The organism is Acidovorax sp. JHL-3 (assembly GCF_000526295.1).
In the GTDB taxonomy this organism is placed as follows: domain Bacteria; phylum Pseudomonadota; class Gammaproteobacteria; order Burkholderiales; family Burkholderiaceae_C; genus Acidovorax; species Acidovorax defluvii.
The window spans coordinates 1,311,633-1,326,052 of the sequence record NZ_JAFU01000001.1 but is presented as its reverse complement, the minus strand read 5'-3'; the positions used below and the strand labels follow the sequence as shown (position 1 = coordinate 1,326,052).

Sequence of the window (14,420 nt, the reverse complement as noted above, 5' to 3'; positions counted from 1 at the left end):
AAGACAGCGCCTGCAACAACCGGCGCAGGCGCAAGAATCTAGTGGCGTGCCCGTCGCACCAGCCCACCCGTATCCAGAATAAGGGCCACGGTGCCGTCGCCCAAAATCGTGGCCCCCGACACATTGGGAACTTTGCGATAGTTGGATTCGAGGTTCTTGACTACCACTTGGTGCTGACCCAGCAACTCATCCACCAGCAGGGCGACACGGCTACCGTCTGCTTCCACTACCACCATGATGTTGCTGGACTTGCTGGCGTCGAAGCGAGGCACCTGGAAAATCTTTTCCAGGGCAATCACGGGCATGTATTCGTCCCGCACCTTGACCAACTGCGACCCTTGCGCCACTGTGCTGACATCTTCGGGGTTGACCTGGAACGACTCGACCACCGACGACAACGGAAGAATGTAGACCTCGTCGCTGACGCCCACGGACATGCCATCCATGATGGCCAACGTCAGGGGCAGGCGCACGGACACCCTCATCCCGTAGCCTTCTGCCGAATCGATCTCGACCGAGCCGTTGAGCGCCGCAATGTTTCGCTTGACAACGTCCATTCCCACACCACGGCCGGACACGTCCGTAACCTCATCGGCGGTGGAAAATCCCGGTGCAAAGATAAGCTGCCAGACATCGGCGTCACTCATGTGCTCGGACACATCGAGGCCGCGCTCCTGCGCTTTGCTCAGTATCTTTTCGCGCGACAGCCCTTTGCCGTCATCTCGCACCTCGATCACGATCGAGCCGCCCTGGTGAGAGGCTGATAGCGTAATGGTGCCGTGCTCCGGTTTGCCTTTTGCCAGACGATCGGCGGGCATTTCGATGCCGTGATCGCAACTGTTTCGCACCAGGTGAGTCAACGGGTCGGTGATTTTTTCAACCAGACCCTTGTCGAGTTCGGTGGCCTCACCCAGCGTCACAAAATCCACCTTCTTCCCGAGTTTGTTCGCCAGATCACGCAGCATGCGTGGAAAACGGCTGAACACGATCGACATGGGAATCATGCGAATCGACATGACCGATTCCTGAAGATCACGGGTGTTGCGATCAAGATCCGCCAGCCCCGCCAGCAACTGCTGGTAGGCGCCCGCATCAAGGCCTCGGCTGTTTTGCGCAAGCATGGCCTGGGTGATTACCAGCTCACCCACCAGGTTGATCAGCTGATCCACCTTGTTCACAGCCACCCGGATCGTCGTCGATTCCATCTGGGCCTGACTCTGCGCCTTGGGCTCTGCCGCCGTCTTGGCAACCGCTGGCTTGACGCCTGCGGTTACGGGCGGCGCAGCCACCAGCGCGGGGGCGGTCTCGGCGGGCGCGCCAGGCGCATCATGAAAGAAACCATAGGGCACTTCTGCTGCGGTGCCGGCTGGCGCCGCCTGCTCGACTGTTATGGCACCTGACGTCGCTGCGTCGCTGATGGCCACCTGCTCCTTGGCAACATGAAACGCAAAGAGATCCAGCAGATCATCGTTGGTTGATGTGGTTTCAACGGCAAATCGGCGGGTGGCGGGCTCGATAACGGGCAAATCGCTGATAGAACCCAGACCCGGGATGTCTCGGAAGAGCTCCTTGATGGCATCTGCCTGCGCTGGTCGTTCCAGCGGGCCTATCTGGATATGGAGCTGGCGCGGCTGACCGGACAGCACAGCCGGTGCTGGCGCCAGAACGGGCGGCGGCGCTACAACGGCGACCGCAGGAACCACTGCCGGCACCACGGGTGCAGGCGCATCCCCCGCTGGAACCCGGCCTGCGGCCAACTCGCTAATGCGGTGCACAAGCTCGGTGGTAGAGACCGCCTCGCCCTGCTCTCCCGCTTGGTGGCGCGCCAACAGACTGCGCGAGGCGTCTGCCGATTCGAGCAATACGTCCACCATTTGCGGAATGGGCTGAAGTTCGTGCCGCCGCAAGCGGTCCAGCAGAGACTCCATCTGGTGCGTCAATTCCGCCACATCGGCAAACCCGAACGTGGCGGCGCCGCCCTTGATTGAGTGCGCGCACCGAAAAATGCCGTTGAGCTCTTCGTCGTTGGCATTGACCAGGTCCAGATTCAGCAGCATATGCTCCATCTGGTCGAGGTTTTCACCTGCTTCTTCGAAAAAGATTTGATAGAACTGGCTCAGATCAAAATCTGCGCCAGATCCCGATCCTTCTTGATAGGTTTCCGCCATGGAGGCTCCTGTTGTCTTGCTTATCCCGGTCCGTGCGGATCAGCGGATAACTTTCTGAATTACTTCAATCAATCGGTTCGGATCGAAAGGTTTTACCAGCCATCCCGTGGCACCTGCGGCACGGCCTGCCTGTTTCATCTGGTCACTGGATTCAGTGGTCAGAATCAGGATGGGAATAGTCTTGAATTTGGGGTGCTCGCGCAGCTTGCGCGTGAGACCAATGCCGTCGAGCCGGGGCATGTTCTGGTCCGCCAGTACGAGGTGGATGTCGTGAGCTTCTGCTTTTTCCAGGGCATCCTGCCCATCCACGGCTTCCACCACATGGTAGCCCGCACCCGTGAGGGTAAAAGACACCATCTTTCGCATGGAAGGTGAATCATCTACGGCAAGGATCGATTGCATGTAAGGCTCCAACTGACTTGTGTATATAGGTTAACCAGTGATGCGAGCATCAAAACAGATCCACAGAACCCGCATCCATCTCGCTCTGGGTCACGGGATTGGGGCGATCAGGGGCCATTTCAGCAAATGGAGCCGCCTCTTCACCCTCTTCGTGCCCCATGACTTCAGATGCAAGCCGAAAGGCGCAGCCCTGGAGCACCTTGGTGGTATGCCAGATCAACTGAGAAGCCATGTCCTGAAACTGCAACTCGGTCACGGCTTTGCGCAATGCTGCTCGTGCAGCCACCAACTCTGGCGCATCCTTCACCACCGCATCGGACAACGCTGCATTGGCTTCGTCAAAACGCTCCAGCAAGTTGTCGGTGGCGTGGTTCAACAGCCCCTCAAGCCGATGCAAATCATGCATGACCACCAGCAACGAATCCTGCAGTTCCGCTGCCACCATGACGGGGACCTGTACTCCGGGGCCTCCGGAGGGTGTGAGCGTAGATTGCATCGTTTTCCATCCCGGCAAATATTGCAAAGCACGCGAAAAAATGGGCCCTGCGGAATCGATTGCCAAGCACCAGACTTACACCTTACAAGGTGCTGCCCATCTGACACCTCGCGCCGCACATGCCCCACGAGATAACACTATTTGTTCCAATATGTATCCTATGATAGCGCTCCTATGGTCAAAGCAATACAAGACCATCACCTAAAAATCCTTCATCTTGAGGATTCTCTCGCCGACCACGGGCTTGCCAAAGCTGCCTTGCGACGCTCGGGGATGGCATGCACGGTTCAGCACGTCGACACGCTAGAGGCCTTTCAGACCCTGACGGCACACCATTCGTTCGACATCATTCTGGCGGACTACCGTTTGGCAGGTTTTACGGCGCTTGATGCGTGGCAGCATGTTGCGCAATTGCATCAACATCCGCCTTTTGTCCTGCTCTCCGGGGCCATCGGGGAGGCCGCAGCAGTTGACGCCATGCGGCTGGGAATTGCGGATTATCTTTCCAAGGATGACATGGCTCGCCTGCCCCATGTCATATCTCGGGCGTTGGAGGTGCACGAGGCAAGAATAACGCGCGAACAGGCGGTGGCCGAACTGGCCGCCTCCCAAAGACGCCTGGCAGACCTGACCGAGCACCTTCAAACCTCCATTGAGCAAGAGCGTGCAGCAATCGCCCGGGAGATCCACGACGATATCGGGGGAGCCCTCACGGCTGTCCGGTTTGATCTTGCCTGGATCGGGCGCCACGCCCAGGATCGCACGATGCAGGAACACGCCACGGCCGCAGCTGACATGCTCCAGCATGCCATTGGCGCCAGCCAGCGCATCATGATGAACTTGCGCCCACCCATCCTTGATCAGGGCTTGGTCGCCGCCGTTCAGTGGTTGGCCAGCAGTTTCGAGCGCCGCACCGGCGTCACAACCGTGGTCCGCACAAGCAGCGGGGCCGTGGACATTCCTGCCGAAGTTCAGTTGGTAGCCTATCGCACCGCTCAGGAAGCACTGACCAACGTTGCAAAATATGCTGCGCCCCAGTCCGTTCACATCGAACTTGCAGACAGCGAAGGCGTATTGACACTGGAGGTCGCAGACGACGGGTGCGGAATTGAACCCGCCATGCGCGAAAAACCCAAGGCTTTTGGGCTGAAGGGGCTGCAGGAGCGCGCACGCACCGTGAACGGCTGGCTGGACATCAGCAGCCACCCCGGAAAAGGCACCAGCGTGATTCTTTCCGTTCCCCTTGCATCGCGCCACAATGCACCAGATGAAGGAGCCTCACAGTGATTCATGTTGTGTTGTGCGATGACCATGCTGTCTTGCGCCGCGGAATACGCGATACGCTGGCAGAGGCGCCAGACATCCTTGTCACCGGCGAGGCGGGTGGTTACTCGGAATTGCGCGAAGTGCTGCGTGCCGCCCCATGCGATGTACTGCTGCTGGACTTGAACATGCCGGGGCGCAGCGGCCTCGAAGTGCTGGCCAGCGTGCGCGAAACCCACTCCGCCATCAAGGTGCTGGTGGTTTCGATGTATCCGGAAGACCAGTATGCGCTGCGCTGTCTGCGTGCCGGCGCACAGGGTTATGCCAACAAGGCAAGTGACCCCGTCGAGCTCATTGCGGCCGTGCGCACCGTGATGCAGGGGCGCAAATACCTCACCCCCGAAGTCGCCCAAATGCTGGCGGAAAGCCTCGCACAACCAGCGCCCGAAGTGCCCCATGCAGCGCTCTCCGAGCGGGAACTGCAGACGCTGGTCAAGATTGCCTCGGGACGCAAGCTTTCGGATATCGCTGAAGAATTGATGCTCAGTCCCAAGACCGTCAGCGTATACCGCTCCCGCGTTCTTGAAAAGCTCAAGCTCACCAACAATGCTGAACTGACGGTCTACGCCATCCGCAACGAACTGGTTTGACGCCTTTGGCTAGCGCTGAGCCGCAAAAAGATCCATGACCTGTTGCATCAGGGTCAGCACTGGCTGCTCCAGCATGGGCAATGTGGCTGCAATGCCGAGCAAGCCGACTGTCAGCGTCACAGGAAAACCCACCGCGTAGATATTCATCTGCGGGGCCACGCGGGAAATGATGCCCAAGGTCAGGTTGACAAAGGTCAGCAGCGCGATCATTGGCAGCGCAATCCACAAGGCGCTGGAGAACAGCGATGCTCCCAGTTCGTGCAAGCGCATCTGCCCCAGTGCCTGCAGAAAGTTTCCGTCGGCTGGAAAGCTGTCAAAACTCTTGACCACGGCCATCAGCACCATCAAGTGCCCATTGATGACCACAAAGAGCAAGGTCGCCATGTGCCCAAAGAAACGTGCCACAGCGCTGACCTGCGCGTTGCTCGCCGGGTCGAAGAACGAAGCGAAATTCAGGCCCATTTGCAGACCGATGATTTCGCCCGCCAGCTCCACGGCCGAAAAAACCAGCCGCACTGCGAATCCAATGGCCAGGCCCACCACCACTTGCTGAGCAACGGCCCCCAAGGCCTCGCGCCCGTTCACACTGATCACCGGCTGGTCCGTCAAAACCGCCTGCGCGCACAGTGCGACCAGAAAAGCCAGCCCCACCTTGACCCGCATGGGAATGACACGCATGGAAAACACGGGGGCCACCGTAAAAACGGCCAGCACACGCAAAAACGGCCAAAGAATGGGTGAAATCCAGGCAACCAGCTGTGCCTCGGTGAAAGTGATCACGAAAACCCCACCTGGGAGGACTGACGCACTGAAACCCCGTGAAAGGTGCGTTTCGCACGTTCTGGAGAGCACTCGCCAGCCGCGCAGCCCGGATACATGACCACATCACCCGCCAGTTGACGCAACATGCTCACTTCCCGCGCACCACAGGCCAAATCACCCGATCACCGACGGAATCGATTCAATGGTCCGGCGGATGTAATCCACCAGCGTACTGATCATCCACGGACCAGCCACCGCAAAGACCACCATGGCAGCAATGAGCTTGGGAACAAAGGCCAGGGTTGCCTCGTGGATCTGCGTCACCGCCTGAAAGATACTGACCAGCAAGCCAACCGCCATCACAACGCCCAGCACGGGCATGGCGATCATCAATAGCAGGGTAAGCGCCTCGCGCCCCATGGTCAAAACCAGCTGAGAGGTCATAACACGGCTTCCTCAGGTCACAAAACTGGCGGCCAGTGAGCCAATCAGCAAATTCCAGCCATCTGCCAGGACAAACAGCATGAGCTTGAATGGCAACGCCACCAGCACCGGCGACAGCATCATCATGCCCAAGGACATCAGGATGCTGGACACCACCATGTCAATAACCAGGAAGGGAATGAAAATCATGAACCCGATCTGGAATGCCGACTTGAGCTCGCTCGTCACAAACGCCGGCACCAGCACGCGCAGGGGCGCCGTTTCGGCCGTGACCGATGCGTCCAGCCGCGCAAGGCGAGAAAACAGCGCAAAGTCGGACTGGCGGGTCTGCTTGAGCATGAACTCCCGCATCGGGGCCCCTGCCTTTTCCAGCGCCGCCTCAAAACTGATGGCGTTGGTGGTGTACGGCACATAGGCGTCCTTGTAGACGCGGTCCAGCGTGGGCCCCATGACAAAGAACGTGAGAAACAACGACAAGCCGATGATGACCTGATTGGGCGGAGCAGACTGCGTGCCCAGGGCCTGGCGCAACAGCGACAACACAATGACGATGCGGGTGAATCCCGTCATCATCAAAAGCACCGCCGGCAAGAATGACAGCGCCGTGAAGAACAGCAATGTCTGTATAGGTACGGAAAAGCTGGTTCCCGCGTTGCCCGATCCGACGAGCAGGGGCAACGAACCGCCACTTTGAGCGATGGCCGGCACATGAACCATGGTCAGCGCGCAAAACCCCACCAGCCATACCACCGGGCGCGATGCACCCCAAGCCCTGTTGCGGCATCCACCGGCCAATTCAGACATGGGAGGCCTTTTCGGGGGGTTGTGCGGCCAGCGCCATTGCACCGGCAAACGAGGCCGCAGGAGCTCCCTGCTGGTGGGCAGGGGATCCGATGACATGCAGACAGGTGATGCTCTGGGTCGTCACCCCCAACACCAGACACGCACGGGCCCCTTCCGCCCCCACCTCCACGGTCACCACGCGCTGCTGTGGCCCAACCGCCACGGCCGAGAGCACGCGAGACGAAGCGCCCCCAGGGGCACCACCTGCCGCCTGGCGCAACTGCACGCGCCGCACCAGCCACGGCAACGCCGCCATGGCAGCCACAAACAGCACCACAATGACAAGCGTCTGGGTCATGCCAGCACTATCCACGGCTGACCCGCCGCAGGCGCTCCGATGGCGTCACCACATCGGTGAGACGAATACCGAACTTGTCGTTGACCACCACCACCTCACCCTGTGCAATCAGATAGCCGTTGACCAGCACGTCCATGGGCTCACCCGCCAGCGCATCGAGCTCGACCACCGATCCCTGGGCCAGCTGCAGGATGTACTTGATGGGCACCTTGGTGCGCCCCAGCTCCACAGACAGCTGCACGGGAATGTCGAGCACCATGTTGATGTCATTGACCGTTCCGTCCCCTGCGCCAGAGAACGGGCGAACCGGTTCGCCCGACAACGGACCACCCTGCTCCGCATCACCGGGCTTGTCATCGGTGCGCTTTTGCTCTTCCAGCGCCTCGGCCCAGCCAGCAAACGGATCGTCCGCACTGTTGTCTTTACCGTCGTTGTTGTCTTCAGTGGACATCTTTTTCTCCAAGCCAGCTCATATCCGCATTGCGCAGGCATTCTTCAATGCGAATCGCATATTTGGAATTGTGGGTGCCATACTGGCACTCAAAAATAGGCACTCCCCCAATGGAGGCCCGAATACGGGGTTCCCTGTCCAGCTCGATGAAATCGCCGGGCTTCATGGCCAGCAGTTGTTCCACGGTGGCATCCGCTCGCGCCAGCTCCGCCACCAAGGTGACTTCGGCCGCCTGGATTTCGCGCGTCAGAACCCGCACCCAGCGGCGATCCACCTCGATCGAGTCACCCTGCGTGGAGGAATACAGCACATCCCGGATCGGCTCGAGGGTGGCATAGGGCATGCAGATGTGGATGGCGCCTGACAGGTCGCCAATTTCCAGCTGAAAGGCCGTGGACACCACAATTTCGCTGGGCGTCGCGATGTTCGCGAACTGGGGTTGCATTTCCGATCGCTGGTATTCCAGTTCCAGCGGATAGATACCGTGCCACGCCTTCTTGTATTCGGTGCAGATGACATCCACCAGCCGGTTGATCACGCGCTGCTCGGTGGGGGAAAAATCACGCCCCTCGATCCGGGTTTGAAACTTGCCCACACCACCATACAGCGTGTCGATGATGCCGAACACCAGCGAGGGTTCACACACGATCAGCCCACTGCCCCGCAACGGCCGAATAGCCACAATGTTGAAGTTGGTGGGAACCGCCAGCTCGCGCAGAAAAGCGCTATAGCGCTGCACCGAGACGGTGCCCACGGATATCTCGGGGCTGCGGCGGATGAAGTTGAACAAGCCGATGCGAAAGTTGCGCGCAAACCGCTCGTTGACGATTTCCATCGTCGGCATGCGGCCACGAACAATACGCTCCTGGCTGGAGATGTCGTAGTTGCGGACAGCCCCCGCCTCGGCGACCTCCTCTACCGATTTCTGACTCTCTCCGGTGACCCCTTCCAGAAGGGCATCTACCTCTTCCTGGGATAGAAACGAATCACTCATGGGGAAATCCTTGCCAGCTCACTGGATGATGAAACTGGAAAACAACACCCGCTGTACAGGGTTCTTCTCAACCTTGCGACGCGCAGCGGGCTCTTCAGAATCATCGTCCGGCACCTCGCGACGGGGCTTGGCCGACGACACCGAATAACCCAGCGGGCGAGAGACCTCTCGCAGGATATCGGCGGCCAGTTTTTCCTTGCCCTCGCGCTGCAAGAGCTCTTCCGAGGTGCGCTGCGAGGTGAGCATGAGAATTCCGCTGCGGATACTGGGCAGGTACTGCTTGATCTGCTCTGCCGTCTTGGCGTCCGACACTTCGAGCGTGATACCGATTTGCGCAAAACGGTCGCCACCCGGGTCGGCGAGATTGACCACCATGTTTTCCATGGGCAGGAAAGTGGGCACCACCTTGACCGCCTCCTTGCGCACTGGTTCGGCACCTTCTTCATCCTCGGCAGCCTGCGACCGGCTGGCAAGGAACCATGCGGCGCCAGCGCCCACAATGACCAGCAAGACAAGCACTGCGCCGATCACGATCAGCTTCTTGCTTTTGGCCTTGACCGGTGCGGCGGCGGGAGGAGTGGCAGACACGTTGAAAATTCCTTGGGGTAGAAAGCAGACAGCGTCCGCGCCCGAAGGAACGCAGGATCAACTGGAAACCCATTATTGGGCGAAGGGCCGACCAATAATAGCCAGAATAAAAGCCCAAAACCACGGCATTCCACCACCTCAGCCCGCAAACGCTGCGGGAGCGGGCGTTAAAAATCCTTGCGCCCTTCCGCAATCTCAGCGCCTCGGAGCCAGGACATCACACAAAGATGTCCACCGCACGGTCAGATGCGCCGCCGTTATGTCGCGCCGTTACCGCTGCGGACGGCACGGACGTCACCACTTGCGCACGCCGCTCACCGCCCCGGCCCTGGCGCTGTCCGGAATCGTTCGGCGAAGCGCCATCCCGCGCCGTTGTGCCCACCGTCGTGCCGGCCAACACGAGGCCCTCGTTGTGCAGCAAATCCCGCAACTGGGCCATGCTCGAATCCAGCAACTCACGGGTCTGCGCCTGGTCGCTGCGAAACGTCACATGGGCCTCACTGCCCGAGAGCGACACAGTCACCTGCACCGGCTGTCCATCGCGGTCCAGCGTCATTTCTGCATTCTGCGTTTTCTGGTTCACCCAGTAGGCTACCTGGTCCGCAATCTGCTCTTCGGCCCCCGCCAGCGTGGGGTCCGCAAACACTGCGGCACCCTCCAAGCCTGCCGTCTCCGGGCCCGCCGGCACAGTGCCCGAGCTACCCCAAGCCGCGTCTGCGGACGGGCGGCCACCAGCGTCACCACTGGTGGCGCTGCCTCCGCGCTGGGGCACCCGGTTTTCAGCAAATAGATTCAGGGCTGGGGCTTCTTCCGCACCGCTTAGCCCTCCCAGCAAATCACTCCCGCCGCGCGGTCCGACCTCGGCCAGTGGCCCGCCCACCATCCGCGCATCCACCAACGCCTGCGCGCCCTGCGTTGCGGAGAAAGCCGTCACCAGGGCCTGCTTCTTATCTGTCCCGTTGGCGGCAGCCGTGGCGGCAGCGGCCAAGCCGGACACCTCGCCCCTTCCTTGAGACAGCGCATTGTGGTGGCGCGAGAACATGCGGCCATAGCCCACCGCAGATCCATTGGGCGGCTTTGCGCCAGCGGCCTCTGCAGCTCCATCCAGCATCGCCGTCTGCGCCACCAGCCCATCGGCTGCCGCATGCCAATCGGCCCCGGCCAAACCGGACATGGCACCACCGCCAGCCGCCACCGCAGTTCCCGGCTGCGCGCCAGGAGCCAGAAGGCCTTGCCAGGCAGCCAGCGATGCAGAGTCCGCGTTGACAGGCGAAAGGGCCGCTGAACTGTCAGCGGATGGCCCTTCACCTGGCAGCGTGCCATCCAAAGACGCCAACAAAGCCAGAAACCCCCCCTGGGCCGACGGATCCACGGGGCCACCCGCTTGCTGTGCCTGGGATTTTCCACGCGCGGACTGGGTTCCCTGTGCGCCCTGACTACCCTGTGGGCCAGAGATGCGTGCTGGTTCCATTTTCAATACTCCTGCCCCGGCGGGCCATTGATCGCATTGCGCACCTGTATCGAGGCGCGCTCATCGGTTTGCTTTTGTTCGCGGCGCATCTGCTGGCGCTCGTGGTCCTGCTGGCGCTTTTCCACCACCTTGCGCAGGCTGGCCAGGCGCAGTTCGGCCTCCAGCAACGTGCGGGTGGCGTCTTGCACCCGGCTGGCGTGGTCACTCACCACACCTGTTTGCAGGCCCACGGCGTGGCCCAGCCGGTCCATGAACTGGTAGTGGTGGAACATCACCTCGGGCTGCACTGCGGCGTCCGCACGCATTCCCCAGCGCCCTTCTGTTTCCCGGGCGTAGCCCTGCAACTGGTTGAGCTGGTCTTGCGCGGCCTGCTGCGCCCCCTGCGCATCCTGCAACAGCCGCCGGGCCTCATCGCGCTTGCGCGAAGCCACTTCCACGGCCACCGTCAGGGCGTTCAGGGTTGACATGGTCGTTCAATCTCCATCGTTCAGTGCGTCAGTGATCCAGCACCACGGCCATGGTGTGGAGGCTTTGCTCCATGGACGCCGCATCAAACATGTCCTGCTGCAGGAAAGCGGCCATCTGGGGTTGCAGACGAATCGCTTCGTCCAGGGCCGGATCGGAGCCGCTCATATACGCCCCCACCTGCACCAGATCGCGGCTCTTCTGGTAGCGCGAATACACCGCGCGAAACCGCCGCGCCAGGTCAAAATGCCCGCGCGAGACCACGTTGTGCATCACCCGCGAGGCAGACTGCTCAATATCGATGGCCGGGAAATGCCCGGTTTCGGCCAGCGCCCGCGACAGCACGATGTGCCCGTCCAGAATGGCCCGCGCCGCATCGGCAATCGGGTCTTGCTGGTCATCACCCTCCGACAGCACGGTGTAAAAAGCGGTAATAGAACCCACGCCATGCAGCCCATTGCCGCTGCGCTCCACCAGCGCAGGCAGCTTGGCAAAACACGATGGTGGGTAGCCCTTGGTGGCCGGTGGCTCGCCAATGGCCAGCGCGATTTCACGCTGGGCCATGGCATAGCGCGTGAGCGAATCCATGAGCAGCAGCACATGCTTGCCCTTGTCACGAAAATGCTCAGCCACGGCCGTGGCATAGGCGGCCCCCTGCATGCGCAGCAGCGGCGGCGCATCGGCCGGAGCCGCCACCACCACCGACCGCGCGCGGCCATCCTCGCCCAGGATGTCTTCGACAAACTCCTTGACCTCGCGTCCGCGCTCGCCAATCAGCCCCACCACAATCACATCGGCCTGGGTGTAACGGGCCATCATGCCCAGCAACACACTTTTGCCCACGCCCGAACCCGCAAACAAACCCAGCCGCTGCCCCCGCCCCACGGTGAGCAGGGCATTGATGGCGCGCACGCCGGTGTCCAGGGGCTCGCGCACCGGGTCACGGTCCATGGCATTGATCTGTCGGCGATCCATGGGTTCGGAGACCACGTTCTGCACCGGGCCGCCGTGGTCCAGCGGCAAACCCTGCGAATCCACCACGCGTCCGAGCAATCCGTCGCCCATCGGCAGCCGCAGCACGCCAGCGCGGTGCACCGGGCGCGGGGGCTCGCCCAGACGGGGCATGGGAATGTAAGGCGCCGCAGGCACCACGCTGGCCCCGCTGGACAGGCCGTGGATGTCCCCAGCGGGCATCAAAAAAGCCCGGTCGGCAGAAAACCCCACCACCTCGGCCAGGATGGGTGTGTGGCCCGGCATCTGCACCATGCACTGCGAACCCACCGGCACCCGGATGCCCGCGGCCTCCAGCACCAAACCCGTCAGACGGGTGAGCGTGCCCCGCGTTTCCAGCGGCACTTGGGCCTGCACGCGTTCCCGGGCGTCTTCCATGAATTCGGCCCAGGCAGAACGGGTATCAGTGGACATCGCCATCACCACCGTCCTGCCACGCCGAATCGAGCCCCAGCGCCGCCACAGCGCGCTGCCAGCGCTTGTCCAGGCTGCCGTCCACCACTGTACCGGCCGACTCCACCAGGCAGCCCCCGGCTGGCACTGCGGCGTCCGCCATCCACTGCACGGCGGCGCCATCAAACTCTTCGCGCAAAGACCCCGCCATGGTTTCCATGTCCACAGGGTTCAGGCGCACCAGCGCCGGCCGCCCCTCGGACACCAGCATGCCCACGGCTTCGCGCACCACGGGCTGTACCGCGTTGGGATTGACCGACAGCTCGTGGCGCAGCACCTGGCGGGCAATGTCACAGGCCAGGTGCAGCATGTCTTGCGCCATGTGCTGCTGCATGTCGGCCAGCGATGCCTGGAGCGACTGCACCACGGCATTGATCCGCTCGGCCGCTTCTTGCCCCTGGTTCGCCACGTAGTCGTCCATGCGGCGTTGCCACTCCAGCGTGGCCTGCGCTTCACCCTGGGCCACGCCCTTTGCGTAGGCCTCGTCGCAGGCCTGCTGCACCAGGGCCTGCTGCTGTGCCTCGTCGAGGGCGGGCGGCAGCTCTGCTGCGGCCTTGGATTCAGGTACGGGCTCCTCCAAATCAGAGCCATCCATCGCACCGAACTTCCAGTGGGTGACGTCCCCCACTTCCTCGCTGGGGATGAAGCGCGAATACACCCGCTGGTTAGACGAAGGCATCATCACCGCCACCGCCAATCACAATCTGGCCCTCGTCAGACAAGCGGCGCACCGTCTTGAGGATTTCCTTTTGCTGGGCTTCCACTTCCGACAGGCGCATCGGCCCGCGCGACTCCAGGTCTTCGCGCAAGGCATCTGCCGCACGGGTGGACATATTGGCGAGAAATTTCTCGCGCAATTCGGGCACCGCACCCTTGAGGGCCACGATCAGCGTCTCGGACGCCACTTCGCGCAGCACCGTCTGGATGGCCTTGTCATCGAGCTTGAGCACATCGTCGAAGACGAACATCTTGTCCATGATCTTCTGGGCCAAATCGGGGTCGTATCCACGAATGGATTCGAGCACCACGCTGTCCATGTTGCCGCCCAGCATGTTGATGATTTCAGCCGCTGCCTTGACCCCGCCCAGAGAACTCTTGCGAATCTTGTCGCCCCCGGCCAGCACCTTGAACAGCACTTCGTTCAGGTCCTTCAGCGCGGTCGGCTGTATGCCTTCGAGGGTGGCCACGCGCAGCAGCACCTCGCTGCGCTGGCGGTCCGTGAAATTCATCAACACGGCAGCGGCCTGGTCGGAATCAAGGTGCACCAGAATGGCCGCCACGATCTGGGGATGCTCGTTGCGCAGCAGTTCTGCCACCGACAGCGGGTCCATCCACTTCAGGCTTTCAATGCCTGACACATCGCCGCCTTGCAAAATGCGGTCAATCAACAGCCCGGCCTTGTCATCGCCGAGCGCCCGCTTGAGCACCGCGCGCACATAGTTTCCAGTGTCGGACACCAGCAGGCTCTGCGCCGCTGCGGCATCCGAAAACCGGTTGATGACCTTGTCCACCTTGTCGCGCGACACCGAGCGCATGCGCGCAATGGTTTCGCCCAGCTTTTGCACCTCTTTGGGCGAGAAGTGCTTGAACACTTCGGCCGCCTCCTCCTCGCCGAGGGACATCAGCATGATGGCGGCGTCGTTGAGGCCCTGCTCATCCAT

17 protein-coding genes are annotated in these 14,420 nt (G+C 61.5%); 2 read left to right on the top strand and 15 right to left on the bottom strand.

Going from position 1 to position 14,420, the window contains the following annotated elements; genetic code table 11:
- Window positions 1-38 precede the first annotated feature (38 nt).
- Genes K226_RS0106245 through K226_RS0106235 form a run of 3 tightly spaced genes read right to left on the bottom strand, consistent with a single transcriptional unit; the run spans window position 39 to window position 3,066 of the window.
- Entirely contained in the window at window positions 39-2,168 is a 2,130-nt protein-coding gene (locus K226_RS0106245; protein ID WP_024813992.1) for a chemotaxis protein CheW, read from the bottom strand.
- Between the two features lie 39 nt (window positions 2,169-2,207).
- A complete protein-coding gene (locus K226_RS0106240) occupies window positions 2,208-2,570 on the bottom strand; it encodes a response regulator (protein WP_024813991.1) in 363 nt (120 codons plus the stop codon).
- Window positions 2,571-2,619: 49 nt separating this feature from the next.
- Window positions 2,620-3,066: a hypothetical protein gene (locus tag K226_RS0106235; RefSeq protein WP_024813990.1), complete on the bottom strand. Its 447-nt coding sequence runs from the start codon at window positions 3,064-3,066 to the stop codon at window positions 2,620-2,622.
- 174 nt (window positions 3,067-3,240) lie between these two features.
- Here K226_RS0106235 and K226_RS0106230 point away from each other — a divergent pair, with 174 nt between their 5' ends.
- Window positions 3,241-4,353, top strand: a complete 1,113-nt coding sequence (locus K226_RS0106230; protein ID WP_024813989.1) for an ATP-binding protein — start codon at window positions 3,241-3,243, stop codon at window positions 4,351-4,353.
- A complete protein-coding gene (locus K226_RS0106225; protein WP_024813988.1) occupies window positions 4,350-4,979 on the top strand; it encodes a response regulator transcription factor in 630 nt (209 codons plus the stop codon). The genes K226_RS0106230 and K226_RS0106225 overlap by 4 nt, the downstream gene beginning before the upstream one ends.
- A 9-nt stretch (window positions 4,980-4,988) precedes the next feature.
- Here K226_RS0106225 and fliR read toward each other — a convergent pair whose 3' ends face one another.
- From fliR to fliG, 12 genes are all read right to left on the bottom strand, one after another.
- Window positions 4,989-5,759: a flagellar biosynthetic protein FliR gene (gene fliR, locus K226_RS0106220; RefSeq protein ID WP_024813987.1), complete on the bottom strand. Its 771-nt coding sequence runs from the start codon at window positions 5,757-5,759 to the stop codon at window positions 4,989-4,991.
- 156 nt (window positions 5,760-5,915) lie between these two features.
- Window positions 5,916-6,185 (bottom strand): flagellar biosynthesis protein FliQ, encoded by a 270-nt coding sequence (gene fliQ / locus K226_RS0106215; protein WP_024813986.1) that lies wholly within the window; start codon window positions 6,183-6,185, stop codon window positions 5,916-5,918.
- Between the two features lie 12 nt (window positions 6,186-6,197).
- Entirely contained in the window at window positions 6,198-6,902 is a 705-nt protein-coding gene (fliP, locus tag K226_RS0106210) for a flagellar type III secretion system pore protein FliP (RefSeq protein WP_081739405.1), read from the bottom strand.
- Between the two features lie 79 nt (window positions 6,903-6,981).
- Window positions 6,982-7,326, bottom strand: coding sequence for a flagellar biosynthetic protein FliO (locus tag K226_RS0106205; protein ID WP_024813984.1), 345 nt, complete (start codon window positions 7,324-7,326; stop codon window positions 6,982-6,984).
- Between the two features lie 7 nt (window positions 7,327-7,333).
- The gene (gene fliN / locus K226_RS0106200) at window positions 7,334-7,777 is read right to left on the bottom strand and encodes a flagellar motor switch protein FliN (RefSeq protein ID WP_024813983.1); all 444 of its coding nucleotides are present in this window, start codon (window positions 7,775-7,777) and stop codon (window positions 7,334-7,336) included.
- Window positions 7,767-8,771 carry a flagellar motor switch protein FliM gene (fliM, locus tag K226_RS0106195; RefSeq protein WP_024813982.1) on the bottom strand — a complete coding sequence of 335 codons (1,005 nt, stop codon included), beginning with the start codon at window positions 8,769-8,771 and terminating at the stop codon, window positions 7,767-7,769. The genes fliN and fliM overlap by 11 nt, the downstream gene beginning before the upstream one ends.
- Before the next feature lie 18 nt (window positions 8,772-8,789).
- On the bottom strand, window positions 8,790-9,359 hold the full coding sequence (gene fliL / locus K226_RS0106190; protein ID WP_024813981.1) for a flagellar basal body-associated protein FliL: 570 nt from the start codon (window positions 9,357-9,359) through the stop codon (window positions 8,790-8,792).
- A 217-nt stretch (window positions 9,360-9,576) separates the two neighbouring features.
- Window positions 9,577-10,533, bottom strand: a complete 957-nt coding sequence (locus tag K226_RS20175; protein ID WP_238324198.1) for a flagellar hook-length control protein FliK — start codon at window positions 10,531-10,533, stop codon at window positions 9,577-9,579.
- 299 nt (window positions 10,534-10,832) lie between these two features.
- A complete protein-coding gene (gene fliJ, locus K226_RS0106175) occupies window positions 10,833-11,297 on the bottom strand; it encodes a flagellar export protein FliJ (RefSeq protein WP_024813980.1) in 465 nt (154 codons plus the stop codon).
- 28 nt (window positions 11,298-11,325) lie between these two features.
- The gene (gene fliI, locus K226_RS0106170) at window positions 11,326-12,720 is read right to left on the bottom strand and encodes a flagellar protein export ATPase FliI (RefSeq protein WP_024813979.1); all 1,395 of its coding nucleotides are present in this window, start codon (window positions 12,718-12,720) and stop codon (window positions 11,326-11,328) included.
- Window positions 12,710-13,441: a flagellar assembly protein FliH gene (locus K226_RS0106165; RefSeq protein ID WP_024813978.1), complete on the bottom strand. Its 732-nt coding sequence runs from the start codon at window positions 13,439-13,441 to the stop codon at window positions 12,710-12,712. The genes fliI and K226_RS0106165 overlap by 11 nt, the downstream gene beginning before the upstream one ends.
- Window positions 13,425-14,420, bottom strand: a complete 996-nt coding sequence (gene fliG / locus K226_RS0106160; RefSeq protein ID WP_024813977.1) for a flagellar motor switch protein FliG — start codon at window positions 14,418-14,420, stop codon at window positions 13,425-13,427. The genes K226_RS0106165 and fliG overlap by 17 nt, the downstream gene beginning before the upstream one ends.

Bases quoted from the DNA above. Each gene is read 5' to 3' on its own strand.
- K226_RS0106245 (WP_024813992.1), bottom strand. From the start codon at position 2,168: ATGGCGGAAACCTATCAAGAAGGATCGGGATCTGGCGCAGATTTTGAT.
- K226_RS0106240 (WP_024813991.1), bottom strand. From the start codon at position 2,570: ATGCAATCGATCCTTGCCGTAGATGATTCACCTTCCATGCGAAAGATG.
- K226_RS0106235 (WP_024813990.1), bottom strand. From the start codon at position 3,066: ATGCAATCTACGCTCACACCCTCCGGAGGCCCCGGAGTACAGGTCCCC.
- K226_RS0106230 (WP_024813989.1), top strand. From the start codon at position 3,241: ATGGTCAAAGCAATACAAGACCATCACCTAAAAATCCTTCATCTTGAG.
- fliQ (WP_024813986.1), bottom strand. From the start codon at position 6,185: ATGACCTCTCAGCTGGTTTTGACCATGGGGCGCGAGGCGCTTACCCTG.
- fliP (WP_081739405.1), bottom strand. From the start codon at position 6,902: ATGGTTCATGTGCCGGCCATCGCTCAAAGTGGCGGTTCGTTGCCCCTG.
- K226_RS0106205 (WP_024813984.1), bottom strand. From the start codon at position 7,326: ATGACCCAGACGCTTGTCATTGTGGTGCTGTTTGTGGCTGCCATGGCG.
- fliN (WP_024813983.1), bottom strand. From the start codon at position 7,777: ATGTCCACTGAAGACAACAACGACGGTAAAGACAACAGTGCGGACGAT.
- fliM (WP_024813982.1), bottom strand. From the start codon at position 8,771: ATGAGTGATTCGTTTCTATCCCAGGAAGAGGTAGATGCCCTTCTGGAA.
- K226_RS20175 (WP_238324198.1), bottom strand. From the start codon at position 10,533: ATGTCCGGTTTGGCCGGGGCCGATTGGCATGCGGCAGCCGATGGGCTG.
- fliJ (WP_024813980.1), bottom strand. From the start codon at position 11,297: ATGTCAACCCTGAACGCCCTGACGGTGGCCGTGGAAGTGGCTTCGCGC.
- fliI (WP_024813979.1), bottom strand. From the start codon at position 12,720: ATGTCCACTGATACCCGTTCTGCCTGGGCCGAATTCATGGAAGACGCC.
- K226_RS0106165 (WP_024813978.1), bottom strand. From the start codon at position 13,441: ATGATGCCTTCGTCTAACCAGCGGGTGTATTCGCGCTTCATCCCCAGC.
- fliG (WP_024813977.1), bottom strand. From the start codon at position 14,420: ATGGATGAGCAGGGCCTCAACGACGCCGCCATCATGCTGATGTCCCTC.